General features: G+C 33.4%; 28 protein-coding genes. 14 read left to right on the forward strand and 14 right to left on the reverse strand.

The window, feature by feature from the left end; translation table 11 throughout:
- Positions 1 to 494: 494 nt before the first annotated feature.
- From M2265_RS21015 to M2265_RS21025, 3 genes are all read right to left on the reverse strand, one after another.
- Entirely contained in the window at positions 495 to 887 is a 393-nt protein-coding gene (locus M2265_RS21015) for a DUF1801 domain-containing protein (protein WP_132770895.1), read from the reverse strand.
- A gap of 114 nt (positions 888 to 1,001) precedes the next feature.
- Positions 1,002 to 1,805 carry a DNA alkylation repair protein gene (locus M2265_RS21020; protein WP_132770894.1) on the reverse strand — a complete coding sequence of 268 codons (804 nt, stop codon included), beginning with the start codon at positions 1,803 to 1,805 and terminating at the stop codon, positions 1,002 to 1,004.
- A complete protein-coding gene (locus M2265_RS21025; RefSeq protein ID WP_132770893.1) occupies positions 1,802 to 2,440 on the reverse strand; it encodes a peroxiredoxin-like family protein in 639 nt (212 codons plus the stop codon). Before M2265_RS21025 ends, M2265_RS21020 begins: the two co-directional genes overlap by 4 nt.
- Positions 2,441 to 2,532: 92 nt before the next feature.
- On the opposite strand from M2265_RS21025, the gene M2265_RS21030 reads away from it, so the two are divergent.
- Entirely contained in the window at positions 2,533 to 2,877 is a 345-nt protein-coding gene (locus M2265_RS21030) for a winged helix-turn-helix transcriptional regulator (protein ID WP_132770892.1), read from the forward strand.
- Positions 2,878 to 2,976: 99 nt separating this feature from the next.
- On the opposite strand, the gene M2265_RS21035 is transcribed toward M2265_RS21030, so the two are convergent.
- A complete protein-coding gene (locus tag M2265_RS21035) occupies positions 2,977 to 4,317 on the reverse strand; it encodes a DUF389 domain-containing protein (RefSeq protein ID WP_132770891.1) in 1,341 nt (446 codons plus the stop codon).
- A gap of 180 nt (positions 4,318 to 4,497) precedes the next feature.
- Between M2265_RS21035 and M2265_RS21040 the strand changes: the two genes are divergently transcribed.
- Positions 4,498 to 4,953, forward strand: a complete 456-nt coding sequence (locus M2265_RS21040) for a VOC family protein (protein ID WP_021187873.1) — start codon at positions 4,498 to 4,500, stop codon at positions 4,951 to 4,953.
- On the opposite strand, the gene M2265_RS21045 is transcribed toward M2265_RS21040, so the two are convergent.
- Positions 4,950 to 5,324 carry a winged helix-turn-helix transcriptional regulator gene (locus tag M2265_RS21045; protein WP_206368408.1) on the reverse strand — a complete coding sequence of 125 codons (375 nt, stop codon included), beginning with the start codon at positions 5,322 to 5,324 and terminating at the stop codon, positions 4,950 to 4,952. The genes M2265_RS21040 and M2265_RS21045 overlap by 4 nt on opposite strands.
- A 147-nt stretch (positions 5,325 to 5,471) precedes the next feature.
- Here M2265_RS21045 and M2265_RS21050 point away from each other — a divergent pair, with 147 nt between their 5' ends.
- Together M2265_RS21050 and M2265_RS21055 are read left to right on the forward strand one after the other, a co-directional pair.
- A complete protein-coding gene (locus M2265_RS21050) occupies positions 5,472 to 5,894 on the forward strand; it encodes an NUDIX hydrolase (protein ID WP_021187871.1) in 423 nt (140 codons plus the stop codon).
- A gap of 185 nt (positions 5,895 to 6,079) precedes the next feature.
- Positions 6,080 to 6,511, forward strand: coding sequence for a nuclear transport factor 2 family protein (locus M2265_RS21055; protein ID WP_132770890.1), 432 nt, complete (start codon positions 6,080 to 6,082; stop codon positions 6,509 to 6,511).
- Positions 6,512 to 6,650: 139 nt separating this feature from the next.
- Here M2265_RS21055 and M2265_RS21060 read toward each other — a convergent pair whose 3' ends face one another.
- A complete protein-coding gene (locus M2265_RS21060) occupies positions 6,651 to 7,088 on the reverse strand; it encodes an RrF2 family transcriptional regulator (RefSeq protein WP_021187868.1) in 438 nt (145 codons plus the stop codon).
- Between the two features lie 52 nt (positions 7,089 to 7,140).
- The gene (locus M2265_RS21065; protein ID WP_037524391.1) at positions 7,141 to 7,497 is read right to left on the reverse strand and encodes a hypothetical protein; all 357 of its coding nucleotides are present in this window, start codon (positions 7,495 to 7,497) and stop codon (positions 7,141 to 7,143) included.
- Positions 7,498 to 7,626: 129 nt separating this feature from the next.
- On the opposite strand from M2265_RS21065, the gene M2265_RS21070 reads away from it, so the two are divergent.
- A complete protein-coding gene (locus tag M2265_RS21070) occupies positions 7,627 to 8,019 on the forward strand; it encodes a group III truncated hemoglobin (protein WP_132770889.1) in 393 nt (130 codons plus the stop codon).
- Between the two features lie 82 nt (positions 8,020 to 8,101).
- On the opposite strand, the gene M2265_RS21075 is transcribed toward M2265_RS21070, so the two are convergent.
- Positions 8,102 to 9,448, reverse strand: a complete 1,347-nt coding sequence (locus M2265_RS21075; RefSeq protein WP_132770888.1) for a MutS-related protein — start codon at positions 9,446 to 9,448, stop codon at positions 8,102 to 8,104.
- A 509-nt stretch (positions 9,449 to 9,957) separates the two neighbouring features.
- On the opposite strand from M2265_RS21075, the gene M2265_RS21080 reads away from it, so the two are divergent.
- Positions 9,958 to 10,380, forward strand: a complete 423-nt coding sequence (locus M2265_RS21080; protein ID WP_132770887.1) for a Fur family transcriptional regulator — start codon at positions 9,958 to 9,960, stop codon at positions 10,378 to 10,380.
- Between the two features lie 60 nt (positions 10,381 to 10,440).
- On the forward strand, positions 10,441 to 12,498 hold the full coding sequence (locus M2265_RS21085; RefSeq protein ID WP_132770886.1) for a heavy metal translocating P-type ATPase: 2,058 nt from the start codon (positions 10,441 to 10,443) through the stop codon (positions 12,496 to 12,498).
- Positions 12,499 to 12,570: 72 nt separating this feature from the next.
- Here the strand turns inward: M2265_RS21085 and M2265_RS21090 are convergent, their stop codons facing one another.
- Complete coding sequence (locus M2265_RS21090) at positions 12,571 to 13,164, reverse strand: SIR2 family protein (protein ID WP_243655434.1); 594 nt, start codon at positions 13,162 to 13,164, stop codon at positions 12,571 to 12,573.
- Positions 13,161 to 13,445, reverse strand: coding sequence for a hypothetical protein (locus M2265_RS21095; protein WP_243655433.1), 285 nt, complete (start codon positions 13,443 to 13,445; stop codon positions 13,161 to 13,163). The genes M2265_RS21090 and M2265_RS21095 overlap by 4 nt, the downstream gene beginning before the upstream one ends.
- A gap of 816 nt (positions 13,446 to 14,261) precedes the next feature.
- Here M2265_RS21095 and M2265_RS21100 point away from each other — a divergent pair.
- From M2265_RS21100 to M2265_RS21110, 3 genes are all read left to right on the forward strand, one after another.
- Positions 14,262 to 15,083 carry a metallophosphoesterase family protein gene (locus M2265_RS21100; RefSeq protein ID WP_132770885.1) on the forward strand — a complete coding sequence of 274 codons (822 nt, stop codon included), beginning with the start codon at positions 14,262 to 14,264 and terminating at the stop codon, positions 15,081 to 15,083.
- Positions 15,064 to 15,669: a hypothetical protein gene (locus tag M2265_RS21105; protein WP_021187861.1), complete on the forward strand. Its 606-nt coding sequence runs from the start codon at positions 15,064 to 15,066 to the stop codon at positions 15,667 to 15,669. Before M2265_RS21100 ends, M2265_RS21105 begins: the two co-directional genes overlap by 20 nt.
- A 116-nt stretch (positions 15,670 to 15,785) precedes the next feature.
- Positions 15,786 to 16,283 carry a YdcF family protein gene (locus M2265_RS21110; RefSeq protein WP_132770884.1) on the forward strand — a complete coding sequence of 166 codons (498 nt, stop codon included), beginning with the start codon at positions 15,786 to 15,788 and terminating at the stop codon, positions 16,281 to 16,283.
- Between the two features lie 43 nt (positions 16,284 to 16,326).
- Here M2265_RS21110 and M2265_RS21115 read toward each other — a convergent pair whose 3' ends face one another.
- Both M2265_RS21115 and M2265_RS21120 read right to left on the reverse strand, forming a co-directional pair.
- Complete coding sequence (locus M2265_RS21115; protein WP_132770883.1) at positions 16,327 to 17,052, reverse strand: AAA family ATPase; 726 nt, start codon at positions 17,050 to 17,052, stop codon at positions 16,327 to 16,329.
- A gap of 47 nt (positions 17,053 to 17,099) precedes the next feature.
- Positions 17,100 to 17,318: a DUF4287 domain-containing protein gene (locus tag M2265_RS21120; RefSeq protein ID WP_021187858.1), complete on the reverse strand. Its 219-nt coding sequence runs from the start codon at positions 17,316 to 17,318 to the stop codon at positions 17,100 to 17,102.
- A gap of 436 nt (positions 17,319 to 17,754) precedes the next feature.
- On the opposite strand from M2265_RS21120, the gene M2265_RS21125 reads away from it, so the two are divergent.
- The 3 genes from M2265_RS21125 to M2265_RS21135 all read left to right on the forward strand — a co-directional run bounded on the left by M2265_RS21125 (position 17,755) and on the right by M2265_RS21135 (position 20,052).
- Positions 17,755 to 18,474 carry a ferritin-like domain-containing protein gene (locus tag M2265_RS21125; protein WP_021187857.1) on the forward strand — a complete coding sequence of 240 codons (720 nt, stop codon included), beginning with the start codon at positions 17,755 to 17,757 and terminating at the stop codon, positions 18,472 to 18,474.
- Positions 18,475 to 18,493: 19 nt separating this feature from the next.
- Positions 18,494 to 19,327, forward strand: a complete 834-nt coding sequence (locus tag M2265_RS21130; RefSeq protein WP_132770882.1) for a ferritin-like domain-containing protein — start codon at positions 18,494 to 18,496, stop codon at positions 19,325 to 19,327.
- Between the two features lie 461 nt (positions 19,328 to 19,788).
- Positions 19,789 to 20,052, forward strand: coding sequence for a hypothetical protein (locus M2265_RS21135; RefSeq protein ID WP_021187855.1), 264 nt, complete (start codon positions 19,789 to 19,791; stop codon positions 20,050 to 20,052).
- 117 nt (positions 20,053 to 20,169) lie between these two features.
- Here M2265_RS21135 and M2265_RS21140 read toward each other — a convergent pair whose 3' ends face one another.
- Positions 20,170 to 20,934, reverse strand: coding sequence for an SDR family NAD(P)-dependent oxidoreductase (locus M2265_RS21140; RefSeq protein WP_132770881.1), 765 nt, complete (start codon positions 20,932 to 20,934; stop codon positions 20,170 to 20,172).
- A 67-nt stretch (positions 20,935 to 21,001) separates the two neighbouring features.
- Positions 21,002 to 21,409, reverse strand: a complete 408-nt coding sequence (locus M2265_RS21145; RefSeq protein ID WP_132770880.1) for a helix-turn-helix domain-containing protein — start codon at positions 21,407 to 21,409, stop codon at positions 21,002 to 21,004.
- Between the two features lie 353 nt (positions 21,410 to 21,762).
- Between M2265_RS21145 and M2265_RS21150 the strand changes: the two genes are divergently transcribed.
- Positions 21,763 to 22,269: a GNAT family N-acetyltransferase gene (locus M2265_RS21150; protein WP_132770879.1), complete on the forward strand. Its 507-nt coding sequence runs from the start codon at positions 21,763 to 21,765 to the stop codon at positions 22,267 to 22,269.
- The last annotated feature ends 12 nt before the right edge of the window (positions 22,270 to 22,281 follow it).

Raw genomic sequence — 22,281 nt, forward strand, 5'->3', positions numbered from 1 at the left:
ATAACAAAACGCGAAAACCTTTTCGGCGGAATAGGCTGCTATAGCTGATTAAAAGTAATTATTTTTTGTTACATTTTTAATAATAAAGCTAATTTGATAATGATTTTTTAACAAAAAAGTATTAATTACTTGATTATGATTAACTAAAAATATATAATTTGATTATAATTATGTTTTATTGGCTTATTAATACTTTTTAATCGATATAAAAGCTTTTATTCATACTATTTTAGTAATATTTGGAGAGTGTTAAATCTAAAAGTAGAATTTTATCCTAATTTTCACTTTATTAAGTGAAATAATTTGCAATAAAAAGTATTTTTTTTGAAGAATACTTAGGCTAGCAATGAACTATTTATCAGGTAAGATTAATGGTTGTAAGGGGCTCATGCCATTATTTGATTCTCTTTATTTAACGATTTGGTTGTGTTAAGATTTTTGATGTAAAATGGTTTTGCACAGATTTTTATTTCTGGATTTTTGAAATCATAGATTTACTTCAATCGGATCAATATTCCTTTTCGTTTTATAATATTCTTGTAGTCCCATTGTATTTTTATTGATTTTTCTAGCCAGCGTTTTAAATCGTTTTTATCAATTTGAGAAATGGAATTATAGTAAATCGATGCATCTTTAAATTTAGCACCGATAAACTTTAATTTTTCTTCTTCAAAATCTGAACCACTCCAAAATATCAGTCTTATTCCAGCTTTTTGTCTGCTGTATCCTACAATGGGATTTTTTTCTATAAACCATACGGGATGTGCATGCCATATTTTATTTTCAGCATCTGGTAAATGTTGGGAAATTTCCTCAGCTAGCATATCACATATGGCTTGGTCTTCTTGATTCAGTTGACTATTGTAGATTCTAATATAGGGATCCATATTTTATATGAATAATTATATGTGTTTGATAATTCTTGGTCTTTCGGACTGAATTTACAATAATTTTCACTGGTTTCTACTTTGCAAATGACAAGAAAAATAGTATTTGGTTATTTATGATCTAATTGTTCTTAATGCTTTTTTGATGATATATTTTGTTTCTTTTGTACCACTTTCTTTTTCCCAGCGCTCACAAAGTGAGCGCACGAAATCTGCTTTTGTCTTACTGGCATCGTTGAGCCAGTTGCCAACACTGTCCTGTACATAACGATCTGGATCGGATCGAAGTGGTTCCAAAATTTCTAATGCTAGCTCAGGTTTGTTTTTGAGTAGATCAATATGCTGGCACCATACACCGCGTGGTCTTGTAGCCTCGCTGCTAAATCTTCTTACATTTTTGTTTTCATGCGAAGTCCAGTTGGAAAGGATGCTGATGCTGGAAAATAAATTATCTTTAATTTTATGTCTTACCGCCATGCAGCTGATCTCTCTCACTCCGAAATGTGTGTCTGCAGCAAATGGCTTAATTTGCTCTAGTGTCTGCTCAATGCTCAATTCATGATTTCTGCCAATTGTGTATGTTGCCCAACAGCGAGCCATATCGGCCTGATGTTGGGATAATATTTTTAGAAATTGCTGATCTCCATTTTTGAATGATTGCTCAAAGAGCGCTGTTCCGATAGCTTCATTGATCGTATTGACTGTTTGTTTTTTTAGCTGATCAATAGCTACTAAAACTGGTTTTAGATACGCTATGCGTTTATGTTGCTTTAATATATGCATCAGTAAAGATCGTTGATCAATCGCTAACCACTCAATCAGATTTGCTGTTTCGACTTCTCCACAATTTAATTGCTTTAAAATAGCTGGAGATAGATCTTTAGTTGATCTTGCTCCTGTTCTTTTTACTTCGATCATAATTGGTCGATAAGGTCTTGAATATTTACTCTGTTCATATAATTGCTATCAACAAATTGATAGGTTATGTTATAATTTGTATCAATGATGTATACTGCTGGTATTGGTAATTCTTTATGATCATTTTTATTATATTTTGACAGTTTAATCCCTAACTTTTCATAGGTGGTGAGGGCGTAGTTTGGTAGCTCAAATGAAATGCCGAGTTGTTTGGCTAGTGTATTATCCTGATCCGTCAAAATATCATAACGGAGCATGTGGTTCACTTCTAATTCTTTGTTATAACTTTCCGATTGTGGAGCTATAGCGACTAACGAAATGTTTTTTTCTTTAAAAAATTCCATGTGGTCCTGTAATGCCTTTAGTTCTACATTGCAATAGGGACACCAGCTACCACGAAAAAAAGCTACAATTACTTTGCCTTTTTTTAGTAATTCATTTAAGTGGATGATTTGATTACTGGTATTCTTTAGGCTGAAATTGGGGAATTTATTACCGACCTGTGTGCTATTTTCTTCAATTTTACTGCTCTTTAATTCTTGAATAGATTGACTAAAAACTTCGATAATGTCAGCCGGCAATTGTGCGGCTAAGTTTTTATTAATTTCATCTATTTTCTTTGCTAAGTTTGTCATGCGATATGATTTGTTTTTGCAAATATTTAAAAGTAAATTCATAATGACAATACCGCATATTATTATCCCTATGGGATAAAAAAGTCAATTTTATGAAATCAAAGGTGCAAGCTATATCTGAAAAAATATGTCCATTGGAATTTGCGGTGAATACGATAAGTGGTAAATGGAAAATTCCGATTATCTGGCGGATCAATGAAGGTGAAAAGCGTCCTAGTGAAATGTTGAGGGGAATAGTTAAGGTGGATCGCCGCGTGTTAAATCAACAATTAAAGGAGCTTGAAGAAGATGGTGTTTTAAGTAAAAAAAGCTTTAATGAGTTACCTCCACGTGTTGAATATACGCTTACACCTCTAGGTGAAAAACTGGTGGAGGTACTATGGAAATTAAATGCTTGGGGAGAATTACTGTTGCAGGAAAAATCGGATTTTAAGTGATAGGTTCACTAGTAATGAACTGATGAAGCATCGCTTCACGATATAAAGGAACAATTTTAACCATGATTTAAGCCATTTCCCTGTAGGGAAATGGAAAGCTTACTTTGTCGATTCCTTTCGTGGCAGTGCAAAATCACTGTTCTGGTTTGCAATAACAGCTACTTCTCTTTCCGGAAATTGGATCTTCATCCAATTCTGGAGCTTGATAAATTCTTCTTCGCTTAGTTTTTTATCTGCTATATAAATTAAAGAAATGGTATTGATAGCGCTATCCGCAGTGATTATTTTATTCTGTACACCTATGCTGTAGCTCGTTATCTGCGGAAATAAGATTTTGATATTCTCTTGTAAATTTGGCGTATTGATCTGGTATTTGTTCAATTCGGCATTTAATTGTTTTATTCTAATATCTTTTTCAGAAAGATTCTGTTCTTTTTTGTTGATTTCGTTTAAAATATCTGCTTTAAGATCATTGTTGTCTTGACGGATGACTAGTTCTGTATTTTTAATTCCATAATCTTCCATTTCTCTTTTTATTCTATCGACCTCTTCTTTGCTGAATTTTTTGATTAAGAATGCTAATTCTAATTTTTTAGGATTAGAATTATAGTTCGTTCTTTCAAAAACGACTGTATATCCTTTGTCTGTAAACGCTGTCTGAATAAATTTATTGACTTTTTGTGAATATTGTTTTTGTTCTAACAATGTATATGCGAAGTAGACACTAGGAATAATAAGTACGAGAATAATCAGTGAAATGACACGTGTTATTTTCTTTTCACGGTTTGCATCTACAAAGTTAACCTTTGGATAGTTGAGGTATTTGACAATGATAAAAGTAGAAAGGCATATGAAAAAACAGTTGATCATATAGAGATACAATGCTCCCGCGAAATAAGAAAGATTGCCAATTGCTAGCCCATAGCCTGCAGTACATAAAGGAGGCATTAATGCTGTTGCTATAGCAACTCCAGGTATTGGATTTCCTTTTTCGACACGGGTGATGGCAATAACACCAACAAGTCCACCGAAGAAGGCAATAAGTACATCGTATATATTAGGTGAGGTGCGTGCCAAGAGTTCGGATTGTGCATCTTTGAAAGGACTTAGAGTGAAATATAAGAAAGAAACCAATAAACTTACAAAGGTTGCAATAAGAAGATTTTTTAATGATTTTTTTAACAGCGGAAAGTCATAAACTCCTAATGCGAATCCGGCTCCTACTATTGGACTCATTAAAGGTGAAATAAGCATAGCTCCTATAATGACTGCTGTAGAGTTCACGTTCAAACCTACCGAGGCAATGACTATAGCGCAAGCTAGTATCCAAAGATTAGCTCCTCGAAATGAAATATTATTTACGACATTTTCTAAGACATTTTCCTTTTTGTCTTCGCCAGTATGTAAATTGAAAAATCGTATGAATTTGGAGTTTGCCATAATTTCTCTATTATTACTCAATAACAGTATTTGTTAAAAATCGTTTGATAAATGTTAGGATATTCTTATGATATGCTGGATGAGTTTTTTTCTTTAAATATTATGATGCGGCCAACGAACAATTTTGTAAGTTCTTTTATTCAGCGATAAGCTTTCATAGGTTTGTCTAAAATATGTAATATGAAGTTGTCAGAAAATATTGTCGGTTTTCATCATTATTCGTTAAAGGCTCCTCAATTTGATGAAACAGTAAAGTTCTACGAACAATTGGGATTTGTAATTGTGCACTCTTGGTCATTACCTGATTTTAATCTCGAAAAATGTGTCATGATGTATCATGAACAGATTAATGTATATGTTGAAATATGCGATGGTGATGCCGATATGCCTGCTCAGGGTAGAAAGCGAAGGTTAGGGGAGGAAATGGTCGAAAATTCTATTCTTCATATCTGCTTTGTTGTCAAGGACGCGGCTAAAGCAAGGGTGGAAGCATTAAAAGCTGGAGCTATAGACCTGAGCAATGGAGTGCTTGCTATTCAGTTGAAAAATAAATCTAAATCTGTCGGTGTTCATAATAGTTTGGTTTATAGTCCAAATGGTGAGGTTATAGAATTTTTAGAACAGGTAAGTTTCTAGTTTTCACCGATAGCCCCTAAGGCGGTTAATAAGGCTAAAATTTTCCTTCCTTTTTCGGTTAGGATGTAAAGCGATTTGACTTTATCTTTTTTGTTATCTATAATTTGATCTTCGACCAATTCTTTCAGTTGCTTGGTGAGTATCCGGTCGGAAATATCTGGAAGTATGGATTTAAAACTTGCGTAATATAAATCTTCTTCATGGAGAGCAAATAGTAAAGATAATTTCCATCTACCACTGATTTGAGCGAGTGCTTTATGGGCTTTGCAAAACTCTAATAGCGATTTTTCATTTATAGAATTTGTTGAATTTTCTTTACGCATATTTGATATTGATTCATGAGAAGGACAAGTTATGGATAAATTATTCATTTCTCCTTAACGGAAATTCTTTTGATGCCTTTATGCCCATAGAAAAAGATGTTTTTCCTTTATGCACATTTTAATAAGTAAATCTGACTATTGATTTTTCTTTAAAAATTATTAGATTACGCGTTATATAAGTTTAAAATTTTTGATATGGATACGCTTAATTCAAGTCTTCTTACAGCAGGTTTAATCACTTTAAAAGATAATAAACTCTTGTTGGCCTATAGTAATAATAAAAAAGCATGGTATTTGCCTGGCGGTAAGGTGGATCGTGGAGAGAGTTCATTAACGTCTTTAAAGCGGGAGATTAGAGAAGAATTGATGATTGACCTGAACGATGATAGATTGGATTTTTATTGTCACATAACTGCTCCTGCATATGGCGAAAATCCTGTGGTTATTATGGAGCAGGATTGTTTTATATATGATCTTAGAGAAGAGATTAATCCTAGCAATGAAATCGGGGCGGTCCAGTATTTTTCGAGAGCATCATATATGAAAGAGCAGTTTCAAGTGATTGGTGTTTTAATGGTTTTTGATAAACTGGAAGCAGACCGGCTAATAAAGGTCTGATACTTTACCTTTATTTTCCTGCTATTCACCGAGTTTTTTATATTGTTGATCTAAATGTAATAAAAAGAGCGTGTTCCTTGTCTTAATTTTGAGTCAGAAAGTTAAAAGAAATACTTTTTAAGAATGGGGTATTTAACTGACTAACTGATAACTCAAGAAAACTAAATTTATAAAATAAAGACATTATGAAAACGCTAGTAAAAACATTCACTGTAGCAGTATTGGTTGCAATCAGTACACTTACAATGGCTTCGGGAAATCCTGAAAAGACAATCAATTTGTCAACTGCAAATTTTGCAATCGATCATTATATAGACGTAATGACTGAAGGGCAGTCGCTAGGTTTAGAGCAGTTATTTACTGCTGATTATAATCAGAAAGTCCAGGGTAAAATTGCAAGAACAAATAGCCGTTCGGACGTTATCAGTTTTTTGAAAAAACAAAAAGGAGAAAAGTTAAATTGTAAAACGACAACTTTGATCTTAGAACAGTCTTCACATTATATGGTAGCGAAAGTTACTATGCAATTTGAAAATTTTACTAAAACAGATTTGGTTACTTTAGTTAATGACGGCGGAGCCTGGAAAGTTTCAAAATCTATTAATTGTTATCAATAGAAAATGTTTAATTAAGTATCATATGTTTATGTTAGTCCTGTCGAAAGATAGGACTTTTTTGTTTTCCGATAATAGTTGATTCTTTTACTGATATTATGAAGGAATTTGTTTTCTTGTTATTAAGAATTCAGGTTAATTATTATTTAGATAATGTTAAGCTACCTTTTATGAGTTCTAGATTAAATTGACCAATTGTTGTATTTTTAAGCATGGCACTAAGGTGATTTCTTACTTTTTTGAAATCGTTGTGCAGAGGACATGGGTTTTTCTCGGAACAATAATCTAATCCCATGCCACATCCGATAAAGATCTGCTCGCCGTCTACAGCTAAGACTATGTCGGCAATTGGTTTTTTTAACCCTGCAGGATCAATGTAAAATCCGCCATTAGGTCCTTTCGAAGATTGTATTACACCTACTCTGCTGAGATTCTGAAGAATCTTACCTAGAAAGGGTTCTGGTAGCTTTACTTTTTCAGCAATCTCTTTAATGCCTACTTTTCTACCCTCATGAGAACTTTGAGCGATATAAAAGACTGCACGCATGGCATATTCACAGGTTTTAGAAAAAACACCCATTTTTTTAAATTATATTTTCTTTAATTGTAATCTTATGTGCAAAGATACTGTTCTAATTGATATTTATAACATTTTGGACGCGTTGGACATGATCCTGCTTGTGTATAGAAAGTCTTATGATACTGTTTTTATTTGCTGTAAGATTATGCATGATGGCACCTTCTAAGCCAATGAGATCTCCTTTTTCCATGTTATGTATAACTCCTGCTACATTTAAAATTATGGAACCTTCCTGGATGTGTATGACAATGGGAAATGGGCTTTTGTGATCGGTCATAATTACTCCTTCTGCTAGACATATCCGAATCTCTTTAGTCGATGATGTTTCGAGTAAGACTGTTACTGATGGTTTTTCTCCTTTATATGACACTTCTTTATAGAGTGATACCGGAGTGTTTTGTTTGTTCATTTCCATGTCAGTTTTTTTTGATTAGTACAAATATAGTTATAAAAGATGTTTAACTCTTTTAATTATGGCTATATTTGTTTGTCGATACAATTTTAAAAATAACCCTTTATCAATTTGTGTATTAGGAATATGGAAAAGAAAGATATAACTTCATTAGCAGATATTCAATTACTTGTTGATACGTTTTACGGCAGGGTACGTGAGGATGCTCTCATTGGTCCCATCTTCAATAATCTACTGGCTGGCCGCTGGGAGGATCATTTGAAAAAAATGTATAGTTTTTGGCAAACTATCTTGTTGGAAAAGCATACTTACTTTGGAAGTCCATTTCCGCCACATGCTGCTATGGCTCTTACTAATGTGCATTTTGATGCTTGGCTAAAGCTCTGGTATAGTACGGTTCAGGAATTTTTTGAAGGAGAGAAAGCTGATGAAGCTATTCATAGAGGAGATAAAATGGCAACTATGTTTTTATCTAAAATCACTTATTTTAATAATTTAAATACCAAACCATTAATATGAACCTTAATACTATAAAGATGTGTTAGTACTGATCAATCGGATTTTGTTAAAATATTTGAACCCTAGTTTGGTATTGTTAAAATTAAGATCTTTGAGATGGAATTGATTTAAATAATTCAAATACTTTTTCTCTCTCGAGTAAACGCATACCCAGCTTTTCTGTGGAGACACCTGGAATTAATCGATAAGTGAAGGTAATATGTGATTCTTCATTAATTAATGTTTCTAAATGTTTTAGCTCAACATGATTTTTGTTTAATTTCGCACTTAGTTCAGTTATATGAGAGGATATCAGAAAAATAGAATTGTTTAATTCTTCACATCTTTCTACTAATGTTAAAGTAGCGTGATAAGCATCGTCATAATTTGTTCCTTTAAATAATTCATCCAGCAAAATAATCATTCTCTTCTTTGAAGCAATTAGTTCAGCTGCTTTTTTTACTCTAAGTACCTCATTGTAGAAATGGCTGCGGCCAGAGCTAAGGTCATCACCAAGATTGATTGTCGTTAAAAGGCCATCAAAAAAAAGTGTATCCATTTTTTCTGCGGGAACAGGTAAGCCCAAGTGAGCTAAATAAATGCATGCTCCTAGGGTTTTTAACAAGGTCGATTTACCAGTCATGTTTGCTCCAGTTAAAAACCAGATGTTTTTCTCTTGTGATATGATGATATCGTTTTTTATAGGCTTTTTTAAAAATAGATTATAGGCTCCTTTTATCTCTAACATATGATCTACATCGGTTTTATTGTGAAATGTGGGAAAAATAAGATGATTTTGCATCATGGATTTTGCAATTCCTTGATAAATATCTAGTTCGTAGATAATAGTAAAAATCTTTTTAATATTGTGATTATTTAAATTTCTGAATTTATAATCATATTTGAGAATTAAAGCGGGCGATATTTTTTTACTGGCTATTACTTTTAATTCGGATAGATCAAAATCTGATGTTAATTTGTTTAAAGATTTAAACATCTCCCTGAGTCGTCCTACAGGTTTTTCCTGTTCTACTGCTTTATTTAATAATTCTGTCAAGTATGTGATTAACATGGCGATTTCGGCAATAGAGCGTTTGATTAATACGCGTTCCATTTGATTTTCTGCGGACCAGAAATTGAAAGATAATTTTTCTGAGTAGTAACGAAATAGATTTGCTGAATCAGTTTCTACTCCAAGACTTAAATATTTTTCTAAATCTTGGAACATATATTTATCGAATGGATGATTATCCATTACGTTTGATAAGTATTCGATTGCTTCGTTTCGGTCTTGGATTTCTTTTATATCTTTTAATGGATTAATGAAGTAGCTGTATAATAGGGACCTTCCGCCTAAAGTGCTGGTATTGTCAAAGAAATTACATAAACTAAAATCTCTATGATCAATAGCGTTTAAATCACTGAGGGTTTGCTTATCAATTGTGAACATATCTTTAGAAATTGTTTATTAATGGTTTGTCGAATTGTTTCTTTTTTACTGCTGAATCTAAACTAAGATACAAAATGTGGTTAATAGAATCAGTTTGTGTGCTAAAATTTAATAAGTTACGCAGGATAAAATAAGTTTGAGTAGTACAATAGTTATTTTTTATAGAAGTGGGCCTGTATTCCCAAAATGATGAATTACATTATGCAGTCCGTTATCCTTGCCACTTAAAAATAGTTAGTAAAATGTAAAATTATGGTCAGTATTGTAGTTGTAGAAGTTGACTCTTTATTGTTCTTGATACCTCATTAATCTTATTTCGAGAGAAATTAAACTTATTTTGGAGTTAAATTTCATATATTTATGTGTATATTTTGGTATGATAATAGAAGTTTTTAATACTTATTTGTGCTGAAATCAATGATAAAAATACAAGATATTAAGTGCTGTTAAGGATTTCTAATTGTTATTTTAATGAGAACAAATAGAATATTCGCTTAAATTACAAGTGCATGAATAATGAAATAGAGAATAAACTTCGGGATAAAAATACAAAGCCAACAAGTATGCGGATATTAGTATACGATTTTTTAGCCTCTCAACATATTGCTTTATCCTTATCTGAAATGGAGGCCCACTTCTATCCAGCAGACCGTATAACCCTATACCGTACACTCAAAACTTTTGAAGAAAAAGGTATTGTGCATAGTATACAGGAAAATAATACGAGCAAATATATCCTCTGTCATGATGATTGTAATGAGGAAACACATAAAGACTGGCATCTTCATTTTTACTGTAAGATCTGTAAGCATACCACTTGCCGGACAGATATTAATTTTTCTGCGCCCAATAATAATTCGGTTCGAATTGATGAGGTCCGACTTTTTGCTAAAGGTATTTGCGAAAATTGTATGAATGAAACTATGCAATAGTATTGCACAGCATGAGCGCTTATCTTTGATAGTATTAATTAAGTTAAAGAATCTTATACAATGACTGTACAACATAAACACAAGTACGACGAAGCTGGTACGCAGCTTTGCTGCACACAGACAACAAAAATATATAATCAGGCTGGTGCTCAGGAACTCATCGGTCATCAGGGTAAATGTGAAGGACATAATCATAATGGAGATGGTCAAGTTCAACATACTGATGATGATGGACACGATCACTCTCATGTAGAAGGTAGCCCTTTGAAGCTGTTTACTCCTGCGATTATATCTTTTGTTCTTTTGATGCTTGCTATTGCTTTGGATAACTGGGTAATACAGAGTTGGTTTCAAGGGTGGGTAAGGTCTATATGGTATGTAATAGCATACATTCCGGTAGGTTTTCCGGTCATTAAGGATGCAATAGTCAGTATACGGAAAGGTGATGTTTTTTCCGAATTCTTTTTAATGGCTATAGCTACTATCGGTGCGTTCGCTATTGGAGAATATCCTGAGGGTGTGGCGGTCATGCTATTTTATGCTGTTGGGGAAGTTTTTCAAACTTTAGCCGTATCAAGGGCTAAAGGGAATATCAAAGCACTTTTGGATCAACGTCCAGATGAGGTGACTGTTCTAATCAATAATCAACCCCAGATCATAAAAGCTGAAAATGTAGAAATCGGCTCAATCATTCAGCTAAAACCAGGTGAAAAACTGGGTTTGGACGGTGAATTGTTATCTGATGTCGCATCTTTCAATACGGCCGCTTTAACTGGAGAGAGTAAACCGGATAGTAAATCTAAAGGAGAGACCGTTCTTGCTGGAATGATTAATTTGAATACGGTTAGTTTGATTAAAGTAACAACTGCTTATACAGATAGTAAATTAAGTAAGATCCTAGAGCTGGTACAGAATGCAACTGCTCAAAAAGCACCAACTGAATTATTCATCCGTAAATTTGCTAAAGTATACACGCCAATAGTAGTTTTTCTGGCGATCGGTATTTGTTTATTGCCTGCGCTGTTTGTGCAAGATTATGTATTTAGCGATTGGCTGTATCGGGCATTGGTATTTTTAGTTATATCTTGTCCTTGTGCTCTGGTAATCTCTATTCCTTTGGGTTATTTTGGAGGAATTGGCGCTGCAAGCCACAATGGAATTTTGTTTAAAGGAAGTAATTTCTTGGATACACTAGCGAATATTCAGCATGTGGTCATGGATAAAACTGGAACGATGACTGAAGGTGTCTTTCAGGTGCAAGAGGTTAATTTTGATACTAATTTTGATCAAGCTGAAATATTAAAGATGGTGAATGCTTTGGAGAGTAACAGTACTCATCCTGTAGCTACAGCTATTCATCAATATGTCGGTGAGGTTGATCATAATATTCGTTTAGATCAAGTGGAAGAAATAGGCGGGCATGGATTGCAGGCTACCGTGGACGGAAAGCAATTATTGGTCGGCAACTTTAAGTTAATGGATAAGTTTAATATCCGTTATGATGTTGATCCCGCTACGATTGTGTATACTTTGATCGCTGTTGCATATGGCGGTAAGTTTGTCGGATATATTACTATTGCGGATAGCATTAAGACTGATGCATTAGAAACCATTCAGCAATTACACAAACTGAATGTAAAAGCAACTATGCTAAGTGGTGATAAAAGTACAGTGGTTCGATATGTGGCTGATCAATTGGGAATTGATCAGGCATATGGAGATTTATTGCCGGAAGATAAAGTCAATAAACTTAAAGAAATCAAAGCACAAAATCAACGCGTTGCCTTTGTTGGTGATGGTGTAAATGATGCTCCTGTTGTAGCTCTAAGTGATGTAGGTATTGCAATGGGAGGTCTAGGTAGCGATGCGACCATCGAAACTGCTGATGTGGTTATACAGGACGATAAACCGTCCAAGATACCAGTTGCAATTCGGATCGGAAAGCAAACTAAGCGCGTCGTATGGCAAAATATTACCTTAGCTTTTGTGGTCAAGGGAGTTGTATTGATTTTGGGTGCAGGGGGGATAGCAACAATGTGGGAAGCAGTTTTTGCTGACGTCGGTGTATCTTTGATAGCTATACTGAATGCTGTAAGAATTCAGAAAATGAAGTTTTAAATTTATTGAAAGTGCTCGTAATTTGATGTAAAGCGAGCACTTTTTGTGTACTTTAGTTTTTAGACTGTTATCCTACAATTTATCCTTAATACTTTTTACAACGGCTTTGTAATACTTGATTTTGTTTTCATCATCAACGATCTTTACTTTAACGTCATTGGCGGCTAAAAGCTGTGTTTTGTCTGCCGAATCTTTTACATATTTCTTAGGAATATAGTAATAAATCTGATTTTTGATAAAGGTATTCTTCTTGTAAAACTTGTTTCTTGCTCGATAGGTTAAAAGCCACCATAGGTCGATCTCGACAAAATCCAAGGAGAGACCGAAAATATGTAGATCATTTGTGAAGAACAGATCAACCCATGATTGTAAAACCATTTGTCTGCCTGTTTGTAATCTTCTAATAAGGGATGTTTTATATACTTTGGTGCTCGGGGCATAATTTGGTCCATTGACAACATACTCACGCATTTTTTGTAGTTGTCCACAATAATGTTCATAGCCAAGGTTAATAGAAAACGGATTATTGCAATCTCCGTGAATATGCCAGTAGTTTTTGTTTAAAGATTGATATTGTCTAAATACACTATAGGTCGTTTCATTCACTAAACTTGTTTTTATTTTCGGATGTATGCCTTCTAGACTGAAATCATAATTGGTTGTCATGATATTTTGAACGGGTATGCTCTAATTAGTTCATGGATTTCATTTTGTTGTATAGCAGAAACGGCATCTGCAATGAAAGTTTTAAGCTCTTTTTCATCCACATGCTTTTGTTTTATGGCATTCAGGAATATCTCTTCGTAAAGCATAGGGAATGGTTTTTGACCATTTTCTAAGGATTGAACATGGTATTTTTTTTTAATGCTCATTAACAGATCATTCCAACTTGTTCCCTTGTTGATATTGTTGATGTCATTGCCAATAAGCAGTGCTATATGAGTCATAGTTTTTAAGGGTCTTGATAATCGCTTGGTTACTGCATTTTATTAAATCTAATATCGTTATTTTCTTCTAATCTATATTCAGCGACGCATATTTTATTGCACTGTAAGATTTTCATCCAAGATGGTATTTGCCTATGCATTTAGCGTGTTCTAATTTTTTTAATTTGAGCCATGTGAGGAATGTAAGATGGGTTGATTATGGCGTTTTTATTGTATTTAATGTAGCAATAATTTAATCTCAAATTTTATATTTCCTATATATGTCCAATATGGTCAGTTTAATTTTAGATTTTAAATCGTTCAAATTTTTATATAACCATTAGTGCGTTTTTAAAACTTATTGATGATCGAATTATAAGAAATTTTAATCTTTAAATACTATTTTCTATTAACAACTATTTCGTAAAGTAGCTGGTGTAATTTATTTAATTTATGATTTTTAAATCAATTTTATAGTTTTATGTATTAATATTAAGTTCGATTTATTAGTTGTTTAGTATTCTAATGTTTCATTTATTTCAATTTTACTCATATCAAAAAGCTACTTAATAAAATTCTGAAGAACTATCTCTGTTTGTTCCTTTTAAAGGCCATTTTTGTCATTTAAAAGTCTCAATAAAACTATTTCTGATTTTTAAGGTCAAAAGGTCAATTTATATTTTAATATTTGTACTACTTCGAAACGTAATAAATATTATAGCGGCATGTAAATGCCTTCAATATCTTATAATATTCGAAACTGCATAGTGATTCATCGTTTTCACAAATGGTGTTAATGTGCTTTTATTTCTTATTTAATCTTTCAATTATTTTTCAATGATTAGAGAAAAAGCAATCAGGTTGGCAATTCAGGTCACTTTTATAGTATTCATTTCGGTTTTTTCCGGTTGTAGTGATTTTGAATATAGTCCAAATCAGATTTTTAGTAAAAATTCATATCGCGATCTCAACGCAATCAATTTAAATAAGTTGGGGGATGGTCAGCAAGATGATACTGTCCGGTTTATAATAACAGGAGATACGCAGCGGTCACATAATGAAACAGTAAATTTTTATAAGAAAGTAAATACGATGACAGGGATTGATTTTGTGATTGTGGCTGGCGATATAACTGAGTTTGGTAACCTTAAAGAAATGCAATGGGTTGCCGAAAACCTTACTAAGCTGAATAGACCATTTCTTGCGGTTATTGGCAACCATGATCTTACTTCACGTGGCAGAGATGCATTTCAGCATATGTATGGAAAGCTCAATTATTCTTTTGTATATGGGGGAGTTAAATTTATCTGTCATGATACGAACAGTAGGGAGTATAATTTTAATGGTCAGGTACCTAATATACCCTGGCTTAAAAAGGAGCTAGAGCCACAGCCTCATGTAGAGAGTTATGTGGCTATTTCTCATGTTCCACCTACCTCTCCAGATTTTGATCAAAATCTGGAATACGATTATGCTTCAACATTTAGCAACGCCGGAGGTTTTCTCACATCCTTTCATGCTCATAATCATGTTTTTGAGGAGTTTACTGTTGGAAACTTTGAAACACCTTTTGTGGTCACGAGTGCAATTGGAAAAAATGAATTTTTATTAGTCGAAATTGTAAATAATAAACTGAGCTTTGAACAAATATCTTTTTAAATTAAGCATACTAGTCCTTTTTTTAATTGGCACAGTCAATCCGAGTAATGCACAGAAAAAGAACTTTTTAATCCCAGATGCGGCAATTATTCAATATGCTGGAAGCATTGGTTATATAAGTGTTGGCGCAGGATATGATATTTTTAAAAATAAGAGAGGTAACATTGATTTTAATTATGGTTATGTACCTGTTTCTAAGGGAGGAGAGCTACATTCGATAACCGCAAAATTTGCTTACAAGCCTTTTGAAATAAAGTTAAATAATTGGGGGAAATTGTATCCACTTAATCCAGGTGTATTTCTCAGTTATACTTTTCATGATGATTTATCATTTAAATTTAATTCATCGGAATATCCATCTGGTTATTATTATTGGTCTCCTGCTTTGAGACCTCACATCTCATTATCTAATGAAATTGAACTCAATATGAATAAAATATGGAAGGAAATCGGAATAGAAAAGATTGGAATTTATACTGAATTCAATTCAAATGACTATTATATTATTAATTATTTTCAGAATATAAAAGCACTTTCTCTTGCTGATGTTTTTCAGCTTGGGGTAGGTATACGATTTAAGTTTTAATCTTTTAAACTAAAAAAGGATTGTTTCTGAATATTTTAGTAGGTGTTTTCAGTCGTTTTTATGTTGGTGTCGCTATTAGATTATAAAATCTCAGATACTTTTTTTAAGTTTAAATCATGAAGAAAGTAATTTTGGTTTTGGGTGCGCCAAATGATGAAAGGGGAAATCTGAGTCAAATTGCAACTGACAGACTTAATTGTGTATTTGAACTCTGCAGGTATAATGATTCCTACCAGATTTTATGTTCAGGCGGATTTGGAGGTTTTAATCCTACAGATCTTCCACATGCAACATACAGCAAAGCATATCTCGTTTCAAAAGGAATCCCAAATCATTTTTTTTTACCTTTTGCCCTTTCGGCGCATTCAGTTGATGATATTAGGAAGGCTTTACCAATATTGGAGGAAGAAAGACCAGACCTGGTGATGTTAGTCACCTCAGATTTTCACATGGAGCGTATAAAAATTTTATGGGATATTATAGCACCTAAGCGATTTCCGATTATTTTTATCCCTGCAGTTTCAAGCTTGGATACACAGCAATTAGTGATGCTTGAAGAACATGAAAGGAACGCTATTAAGGCTTTAGAGAAAAATAATTTTAAAATATATTAGTCTAAAATTAAGGGATTAAGCCATCTCTATTTTTATGGGAAATTTATAGTCCCAGTTCATTTAATATTTGTCGATAATTATTAATAAAAAGCTTGGTCAATTTAAACTGTTCTGTTTCTTCATAATGCGTTAATTCAAGTCCGCTATCTGTTACTTTATATATTTCTGAATCGGGATAGGATAATAAAATAGGGGAATGTGTTGCAATAATAAATTGAGAGTTTTGATCGACCAATTCTTTTATCCGAATCATCATATTGAGTTGACTGTCAAATGAAAGTGCTGATTCTGGTTCGTCAAAAATATAAAATCCTTTTCCTGATAATCTATTATGCATCAGTGCTAAGAAGCTTTCTCCATGTGAACATTGATGTAATGATTGACCATATGCTTCTTCTAATTTCGCTTGATCGCCTTCGTAAAGGTTATCTATTTCACTGGCAACATTAAAAAAACTCTCCGCTCTTAAGAAATAACCGTCTCTAAAGCGGTATGGACCTCTGATCAGTTTGATATCCTCATAAAGGTTCGAATGTGATTCTTTCGTTGAAAAGTTAAAATTTAAGCTTCCACCTTCGGCATTAAATCCTGACTTAATCGCAATTGATTCGATAAAAGTAGATTTTCCTGATCCGTTGTCTCCTACGATAAAAGTAACTGGGCTATGGAAAGTAAGCTTATCTAAACTATGGATGGATGGAATGTTGTATGGGTAAGATATACGATCCACATGTGGCTTAGTATTTTCAACACTTTTTAGGTATAACATATTAATCAATCATATAAAAACAAATATTAAGTTAGTGCTAATGCGACTTAATCTCTTTTCCCTTTGATATAAGCATACACTGCTTGTGCATGACCATGTCCGAGCTGATAATCTTCTTTTAACCAATTGATAATTTGATTAGCTTTTATTTCAGCTTTAATTTTATTGTTTTCTATAAATCCTTTTTGGGTTGCTAAGTCTATAAATGCTTCGGGACTTACTCCGGTTTTTTCTTCAATATTCTTTAGGTATGTGTGAAAAGACATGCTATTAAATTTAATTTTCGGTTTCTAATTACTGGTACATTTATCAACTAGCTTTTTTATATTTTGCTGTTGGTCTGCATTATATCGTAGCTAAAATTATACCACAATTTTGCCTTTTTTTTAAAAATAAGCATTGATTTTCTATCGGAGATTAACGATACTTTATTTTTTTATGCAGGAAGTATCGTTTGCACAGGTGTACTAATAGGGGATGAGAATCTAGGAGTAGTATCCTCTTTTATGAATCGAAATAGTATAATATATTTTCTAAAGCTTACATAAAATAAAGCAGGGTGAATTAATACGCTTGTAATATGTGGTATATACTTGTTTTGAGAAAATATTGAAAAAAAAGAAAATCTTCCAATCCACTCATAAAAAGTTGTCGTATATAAATTCATAAACTAAAAAATTATACACTAAAAACGAATATGTTATGGAAAAAATGTCATCTCAAAAAGAGTGTTTAGTAGAAGAAAACGAACATCTCGATAAAAAAGACCTTCGGAGAAGGGATTTCTTAAAATTTACCGGTGCAGGCGTGGCAAGTCTTGCCCTACTTGGGGTAACTGGTTGTAAAAAAGACCGCCATGATGAAGATATGGGGGCCGATGGTTTTTATTTTGGCAGTGGTGACATCGCTATTTTAAATTATGCCTACGCACTTGAGCAACTTGAAGCGGCTTTTTATATTCAGGTTGTAAATAGTCCATACTCTGGTATATCAGATTTGGAAAAGACTTACTTAACAGATATCAGGGATCATGAGGTTGCTCATCGCGAATTCTTTAAAAAAGCTTTAGGTGGGAAAGCTATTTCAAATTTAGAATTTAATCTTTCCGGTATTAACTTTTCAAGTAGGGAAAGTGTGCTTAGCACTGCCAAAACGTTTGAAGATCTGGGTGTCTCTGCCTATAATGGTGCTGGATGGCTGATCAAAGATGTCAACTACCTTGCCTTAGCAGGTAAAATTGTATCTGTTGAAGCTAGGCATGCTGCATTGATCAGAGATTTGATCGATAACGGAAGTTTTGCGAATATGGAAGTTATTGATTCAAATGGTTTAGATGTCGCTAAAAGCCCCACAATGGTACTTCAGGCGGCTTCCCCATTTATCAAATCTAAAATTGATGTAAAGGATTTACCTACTTATTAACCTTCTAAATCTTATTGTTATGAATCTATTAAATGTTTTTGACGAAATAAATAATGTTGATCCAGAATTTACTGATCGCATTAGTCCACGCAGAGAAGTTATTCGAAATATGACTTCTTTTGGAAAAAAGGTTACTTTGGCCGCATTACCCTTCCTTATAAGTGATCTTTTTAAAAAAGCTTATGGCGCGACAGCTCCTACAGATGTTAATGGTGTATTGAATTATGCGTTAACGTTGGAATATCTTGAAGCGGAATATTATACTAAAGGGGTTGCTGCCCCCAATCTAATTCCTTCAGGTAGACCCTTGGGAGCTATTACAACCATTCGTGATCATGAAAATGCGCATGTTAAATTTCTTAAGCAGGTATTAGGAGATAAGGCAGTTTCTAAACCTACTTTTGATTTTACAGCTGGAGGTACCTTTGGAAATGTTTTTAGTGATTATGATACATTCTTAGCTCTTGCTCAAGCTTTTGAAGATACTGGTGTCCGTGCATATAAGGGACAGGCAGGTATTTTGCTCGGAAATAAAGTTGTATTAACCGCCGCTTTACAGATACATTCGGTAGAGGCTCGTCATGCTTCGCATATACGTCAGATGCGTAGAGCAAGAGGGGGTGCTGCTGCAAACCAAAAACCTTGGATTACAGGTGCAAATGATAGTGGAATTGGTGCTGTTGTAGATCCAGTTTATATGGGGGAAGATAATAAAGTTCAAGCAAATGTTGATATTACAACCTTGAAAGGTGTTACAGGTAATTTATCTTTGGCTGCGGCTACTCAATCTTTTGATGAGCCTTTAGGAGCTGAGGCTGTTCTTAATATTGCAAGTCTGTTTATTAAAAATTAGTGTATAATGCTTTGAAGTGAGGCTCCTTGTTTGTTATGAACAGGGAGCTTTTTTTTGATACTATTTTTCAGTGCTCTGCAGTGAGAAACTTAACAGATATGAGGTTTAGTGTATCGGTTATGGTTTTTTCTGGTGCCGCTTTTTTTGTCTTGTATAAATTAATAAAAATTGTATTTTTAAATTTGATTCTTAAAACATTTTATTCTAATTATTTGTTTAACTATAAAAACATTACAAATCAGATAAATGCTATTTTGTACTGGATATTGCTTATTATGTAGCTCTCGAACCAGTTAGGATATTTAACAAAAAATATCTGATAAAAACTTAGTTAAGCTAGAAGGATGTGTCTTTAAATAGTTTATTTCATAGGTTCACTCAATAAGTATTTGTAAGAATTCTTTTAAAAGATGTGTTTTTGATTTGATTAAGCTTAATACATTTTGTTTTATTAAATGACTATGCAATTTTTACCTGTTAATCAGAACCTATTACTCCAATTGCAAATTAGAGGTTACAATATATTAGCCTCTGCGCAAGGTATTGATCATGAAAATCCAAGTTACTATCCAATCCAAGTTTCTGATGTATGGGACTATCTCGTTCGCCTGGACTATACTTCTGGAATTGGGGAACCAGCACTAATTGTTATCGAAGATGCCCTTAGGAATATCAAAGAGCAACATTTTGATGGAGCTGTTTTTGTTGATTTTGAAGTTGACTAGACTAAGAAAAAAGAAATCATTAATTTAAAATGGTATTAAATTAATGATTTCAAATACTGCATGTTTCAAAGTGATATTTGAATACGCAGGTTTTAGTAGCTGAATTTTTTTATTCTTCTATAAGAACATGCCACCTGAAATTTCGATCCGCTGTGCATTGATCCATCTTGCGTCATCTGTACACATGAAAGCAACTACACCTCCGATGTCGTCTGGAAGTCCTACTCTTCCTAGTGCTGTTTGTGAAGCAATTGCTTCGTTAATTTGTTCGTTGTCTCGTACTAAACCATTTCCGAAATCAGTTTCAATTGCTCCTGGTGCAATTATATTGGATCTAATACCTCTTACTCCTAATTCTTTTGCCTGATATTTAGTTAAAGTTTCCATTGCTCCCTTCATTGCCGCATATGCCGCATAGCCGGGGGTAGCGAAACGAGCTAAGCCTGACGATACATTGATAATAGCACCGCCGTCACGTAGCAGTGGCAAAGCTTTTTGCGTTAGAAAGAAGGCTCCCTTAAAATGAATGTTTACCAAGTTGTCAAATTGTTCTTCAGTCGTTTCTGCAAAAGAAGCATGGATACCGATACCTGCGTTATTGATTAGAAAGTCGAACTTATCGGTATTAAATACCGATACAAGTGTCGATTTGAGATCAGTGAAAAAGTTGTCAAAGGTTTTGCTGTCCGCAACGTTAAGTTGTAAAGCCACAGCATTTACACCTAAGTTTTTAAGTTCTAGAACGGTGTTTTCTGCCTCAATTTTTTGTGACTGATAGGTTAAGATGATATCAATTCCTTTTGATGCGATTTTGAGTGCGGTATTTTTTCCTAGTCCACGGCTACCACCGGTTACAAGTGCAATTTTATTTTTTGTTTCCATTTGTTCTTTTTTTATTGAAAACAAAGTTAAATGACAAATGTTGATTAAAATGGTGACAGTTTAAGTATTATATCGCTATCTTATTAACTTCGGATGATAATGATTGGAAATAATCTACCCGATATTGCTTTGGAGTTTTTCCTGAAAAACGCTTAAAGAATTTGGTGAAGTTGGAGGGGTCATAGGTTAATGTGCGCGCAATTTCGGCAATTGACATATCGCTATTTTGTAAGAGTGATTTTGATATTTCTGTTAATCTATTTTCCATGAAATAGCAAGGTGAATACCCTGTTGCGGATTTGATTGTATTGCTGAGGTGAATAGGGTGAATGTAAAGCAAAGCTGCAAAATCTCTAATCTCAAACATTTGATCCTTTTTGCCCGATAATATATCTGTCAGATGGTTATCTACTTCTCGTAAAAAATCAGCAGTTATTTCATGTTGACGGCTTAAAAACTTTTTTGGAATTTTCATGTCTTCGAAAATGTAATTTTAATAATAAGTATCCCTTATTTTCTGTTTTAAAATAATAAAAGTACTGTTGAGCTCGAATGTAAATTTTGCTAATCTAAATGTAGCAATAAAAATTTTTTTTTTATTGCTGTATGTTTGTAATTACTTAGATCTTTTTAAGATAGCGTCAAATTTATTGACTTTTCACGTTGTTGTTAATGGTTTTAAATGAGTTGTGAAAAGTAAAAATAATTAGAAAATTATTATATTGATCTGCTTACTAAGGTGGACTATAGGCTTGCATATCAAACTTAAAATTTCCATCAGTAACTTGTTTCTCTCGAAAAATGAAAAATTAAACTAGTTAATGAAAAATGAATATTAATTTAAGTGATTATAAGCTAGAGCGTATAGCCCCACCTCAATGGCAAGATTATAAGTTAATCAGACTTGAGGCTTTAAAGACAAATCCCGAATTATTTGGTAGTTCATATGCAAAAGAAGTATTGTATAGTCAGGATGATTGGATTGCTTTACTGGAAAATGATGCACGGGCAATTTTTGCTTTATATCATTTAGATTTATTGATTGGTTTAAGTGGTGTAGTGCTGAATAGAGATAATCAATCTGAGGCCATTTTAATTTCTTCGTTCATCAAAGAGGCTTATCGTGGGAGGGAACTTTCTCAATTATTCTTTCAAGCCCGAATTGAATGGGCTAGGCAAAAGGAGTGTGCTCAGGTTATTGTATCACATCGGGCGGGTAATGAAGCTTCAAAAGCTGCGAATCAGCGATGTGGTTTTGTGTATAATTATTCAAAAGAATCACTATGGCCGGATGGTTTATTGGCTGAGGAATTAATGTATTGCTTGTCGCTATAAATGTAAATGATC

The organism is Sphingobacterium kitahiroshimense (genome assembly GCF_025961315.1).
In the GTDB taxonomy this organism is placed as follows: Bacteria; Bacteroidota; Bacteroidia; order Sphingobacteriales; family Sphingobacteriaceae; genus Sphingobacterium; species Sphingobacterium anhuiense.

What these genes read in the sequence shown, in the direction of transcription:
- M2265_RS21040 (WP_021187873.1), top strand. Translation starts at nt 4,498, where the DNA reads ATGAAGTTGTCAGAAAATATTGTCGGTTTTCATCATTATTCGTTAAAG.
- M2265_RS21135 (WP_021187855.1), top strand. Translation starts at nt 19,789, where the DNA reads ATGCAATTTTTACCTGTTAATCAGAACCTATTACTCCAATTGCAAATT.
- M2265_RS21110 (WP_132770884.1), top strand. Translation starts at nt 15,786, where the DNA reads ATGAAGAAAGTAATTTTGGTTTTGGGTGCGCCAAATGATGAAAGGGGA.
- M2265_RS21045 (WP_206368408.1), bottom strand. Translation starts at nt 5,324, where the DNA reads ATGAATAATTTATCCATAACTTGTCCTTCTCATGAATCAATATCAAAT.
- M2265_RS21095 (WP_243655433.1), bottom strand. Translation starts at nt 13,445, where the DNA reads ATGACTCATATAGCACTGCTTATTGGCAATGACATCAACAATATCAAC.
- M2265_RS21115 (WP_132770883.1), bottom strand. Translation starts at nt 17,052, where the DNA reads ATGTTATACCTAAAAAGTGTTGAAAATACTAAGCCACATGTGGATCGT.
- M2265_RS21035 (WP_132770891.1), bottom strand. Translation starts at nt 4,317, where the DNA reads ATGGCAAACTCCAAATTCATACGATTTTTCAATTTACATACTGGCGAA.
- M2265_RS21130 (WP_132770882.1), top strand. Translation starts at nt 18,494, where the DNA reads ATGAATCTATTAAATGTTTTTGACGAAATAAATAATGTTGATCCAGAA.
- M2265_RS21150 (WP_132770879.1), top strand. Translation starts at nt 21,763, where the DNA reads ATGAATATTAATTTAAGTGATTATAAGCTAGAGCGTATAGCCCCACCT.
- M2265_RS21120 (WP_021187858.1), bottom strand. Translation starts at nt 17,318, where the DNA reads ATGTCTTTTCACACATACCTAAAGAATATTGAAGAAAAAACCGGAGTA.
- M2265_RS21080 (WP_132770887.1), top strand. Translation starts at nt 9,958, where the DNA reads ATGAATAATGAAATAGAGAATAAACTTCGGGATAAAAATACAAAGCCA.
- M2265_RS21050 (WP_021187871.1), top strand. Translation starts at nt 5,472, where the DNA reads ATGGATACGCTTAATTCAAGTCTTCTTACAGCAGGTTTAATCACTTTA.
- M2265_RS21100 (WP_132770885.1), top strand. Translation starts at nt 14,262, where the DNA reads ATGATTAGAGAAAAAGCAATCAGGTTGGCAATTCAGGTCACTTTTATA.
- M2265_RS21140 (WP_132770881.1), bottom strand. Translation starts at nt 20,934, where the DNA reads ATGGAAACAAAAAATAAAATTGCACTTGTAACCGGTGGTAGCCGTGGA.
- M2265_RS21065 (WP_037524391.1), bottom strand. Translation starts at nt 7,497, where the DNA reads ATGAACAAACAAAACACTCCGGTATCACTCTATAAAGAAGTGTCATAT.
- M2265_RS21020 (WP_132770894.1), bottom strand. Translation starts at nt 1,805, where the DNA reads ATGATCGAAGTAAAAAGAACAGGAGCAAGATCAACTAAAGATCTATCT.
- M2265_RS21055 (WP_132770890.1), top strand. Translation starts at nt 6,080, where the DNA reads ATGAAAACGCTAGTAAAAACATTCACTGTAGCAGTATTGGTTGCAATC.
- M2265_RS21025 (WP_132770893.1), bottom strand. Translation starts at nt 2,440, where the DNA reads ATGACAAACTTAGCAAAGAAAATAGATGAAATTAATAAAAACTTAGCC.
- M2265_RS21075 (WP_132770888.1), bottom strand. Translation starts at nt 9,448, where the DNA reads ATGTTCACAATTGATAAGCAAACCCTCAGTGATTTAAACGCTATTGAT.
- M2265_RS21015 (WP_132770895.1), bottom strand. Translation starts at nt 887, where the DNA reads ATGGATCCCTATATTAGAATCTACAATAGTCAACTGAATCAAGAAGAC.
- M2265_RS21060 (WP_021187868.1), bottom strand. Translation starts at nt 7,088, where the DNA reads ATGGGTGTTTTTTCTAAAACCTGTGAATATGCCATGCGTGCAGTCTTT.
- M2265_RS21145 (WP_132770880.1), bottom strand. Translation starts at nt 21,409, where the DNA reads ATGAAAATTCCAAAAAAGTTTTTAAGCCGTCAACATGAAATAACTGCT.
- M2265_RS21070 (WP_132770889.1), top strand. Translation starts at nt 7,627, where the DNA reads ATGGAAAAGAAAGATATAACTTCATTAGCAGATATTCAATTACTTGTT.
- M2265_RS21090 (WP_243655434.1), bottom strand. Translation starts at nt 13,164, where the DNA reads ATGACAACCAATTATGATTTCAGTCTAGAAGGCATACATCCGAAAATA.
- M2265_RS21030 (WP_132770892.1), top strand. Translation starts at nt 2,533, where the DNA reads ATGAAATCAAAGGTGCAAGCTATATCTGAAAAAATATGTCCATTGGAA.
- M2265_RS21085 (WP_132770886.1), top strand. Translation starts at nt 10,441, where the DNA reads ATGACTGTACAACATAAACACAAGTACGACGAAGCTGGTACGCAGCTT.
- M2265_RS21125 (WP_021187857.1), top strand. Translation starts at nt 17,755, where the DNA reads ATGGAAAAAATGTCATCTCAAAAAGAGTGTTTAGTAGAAGAAAACGAA.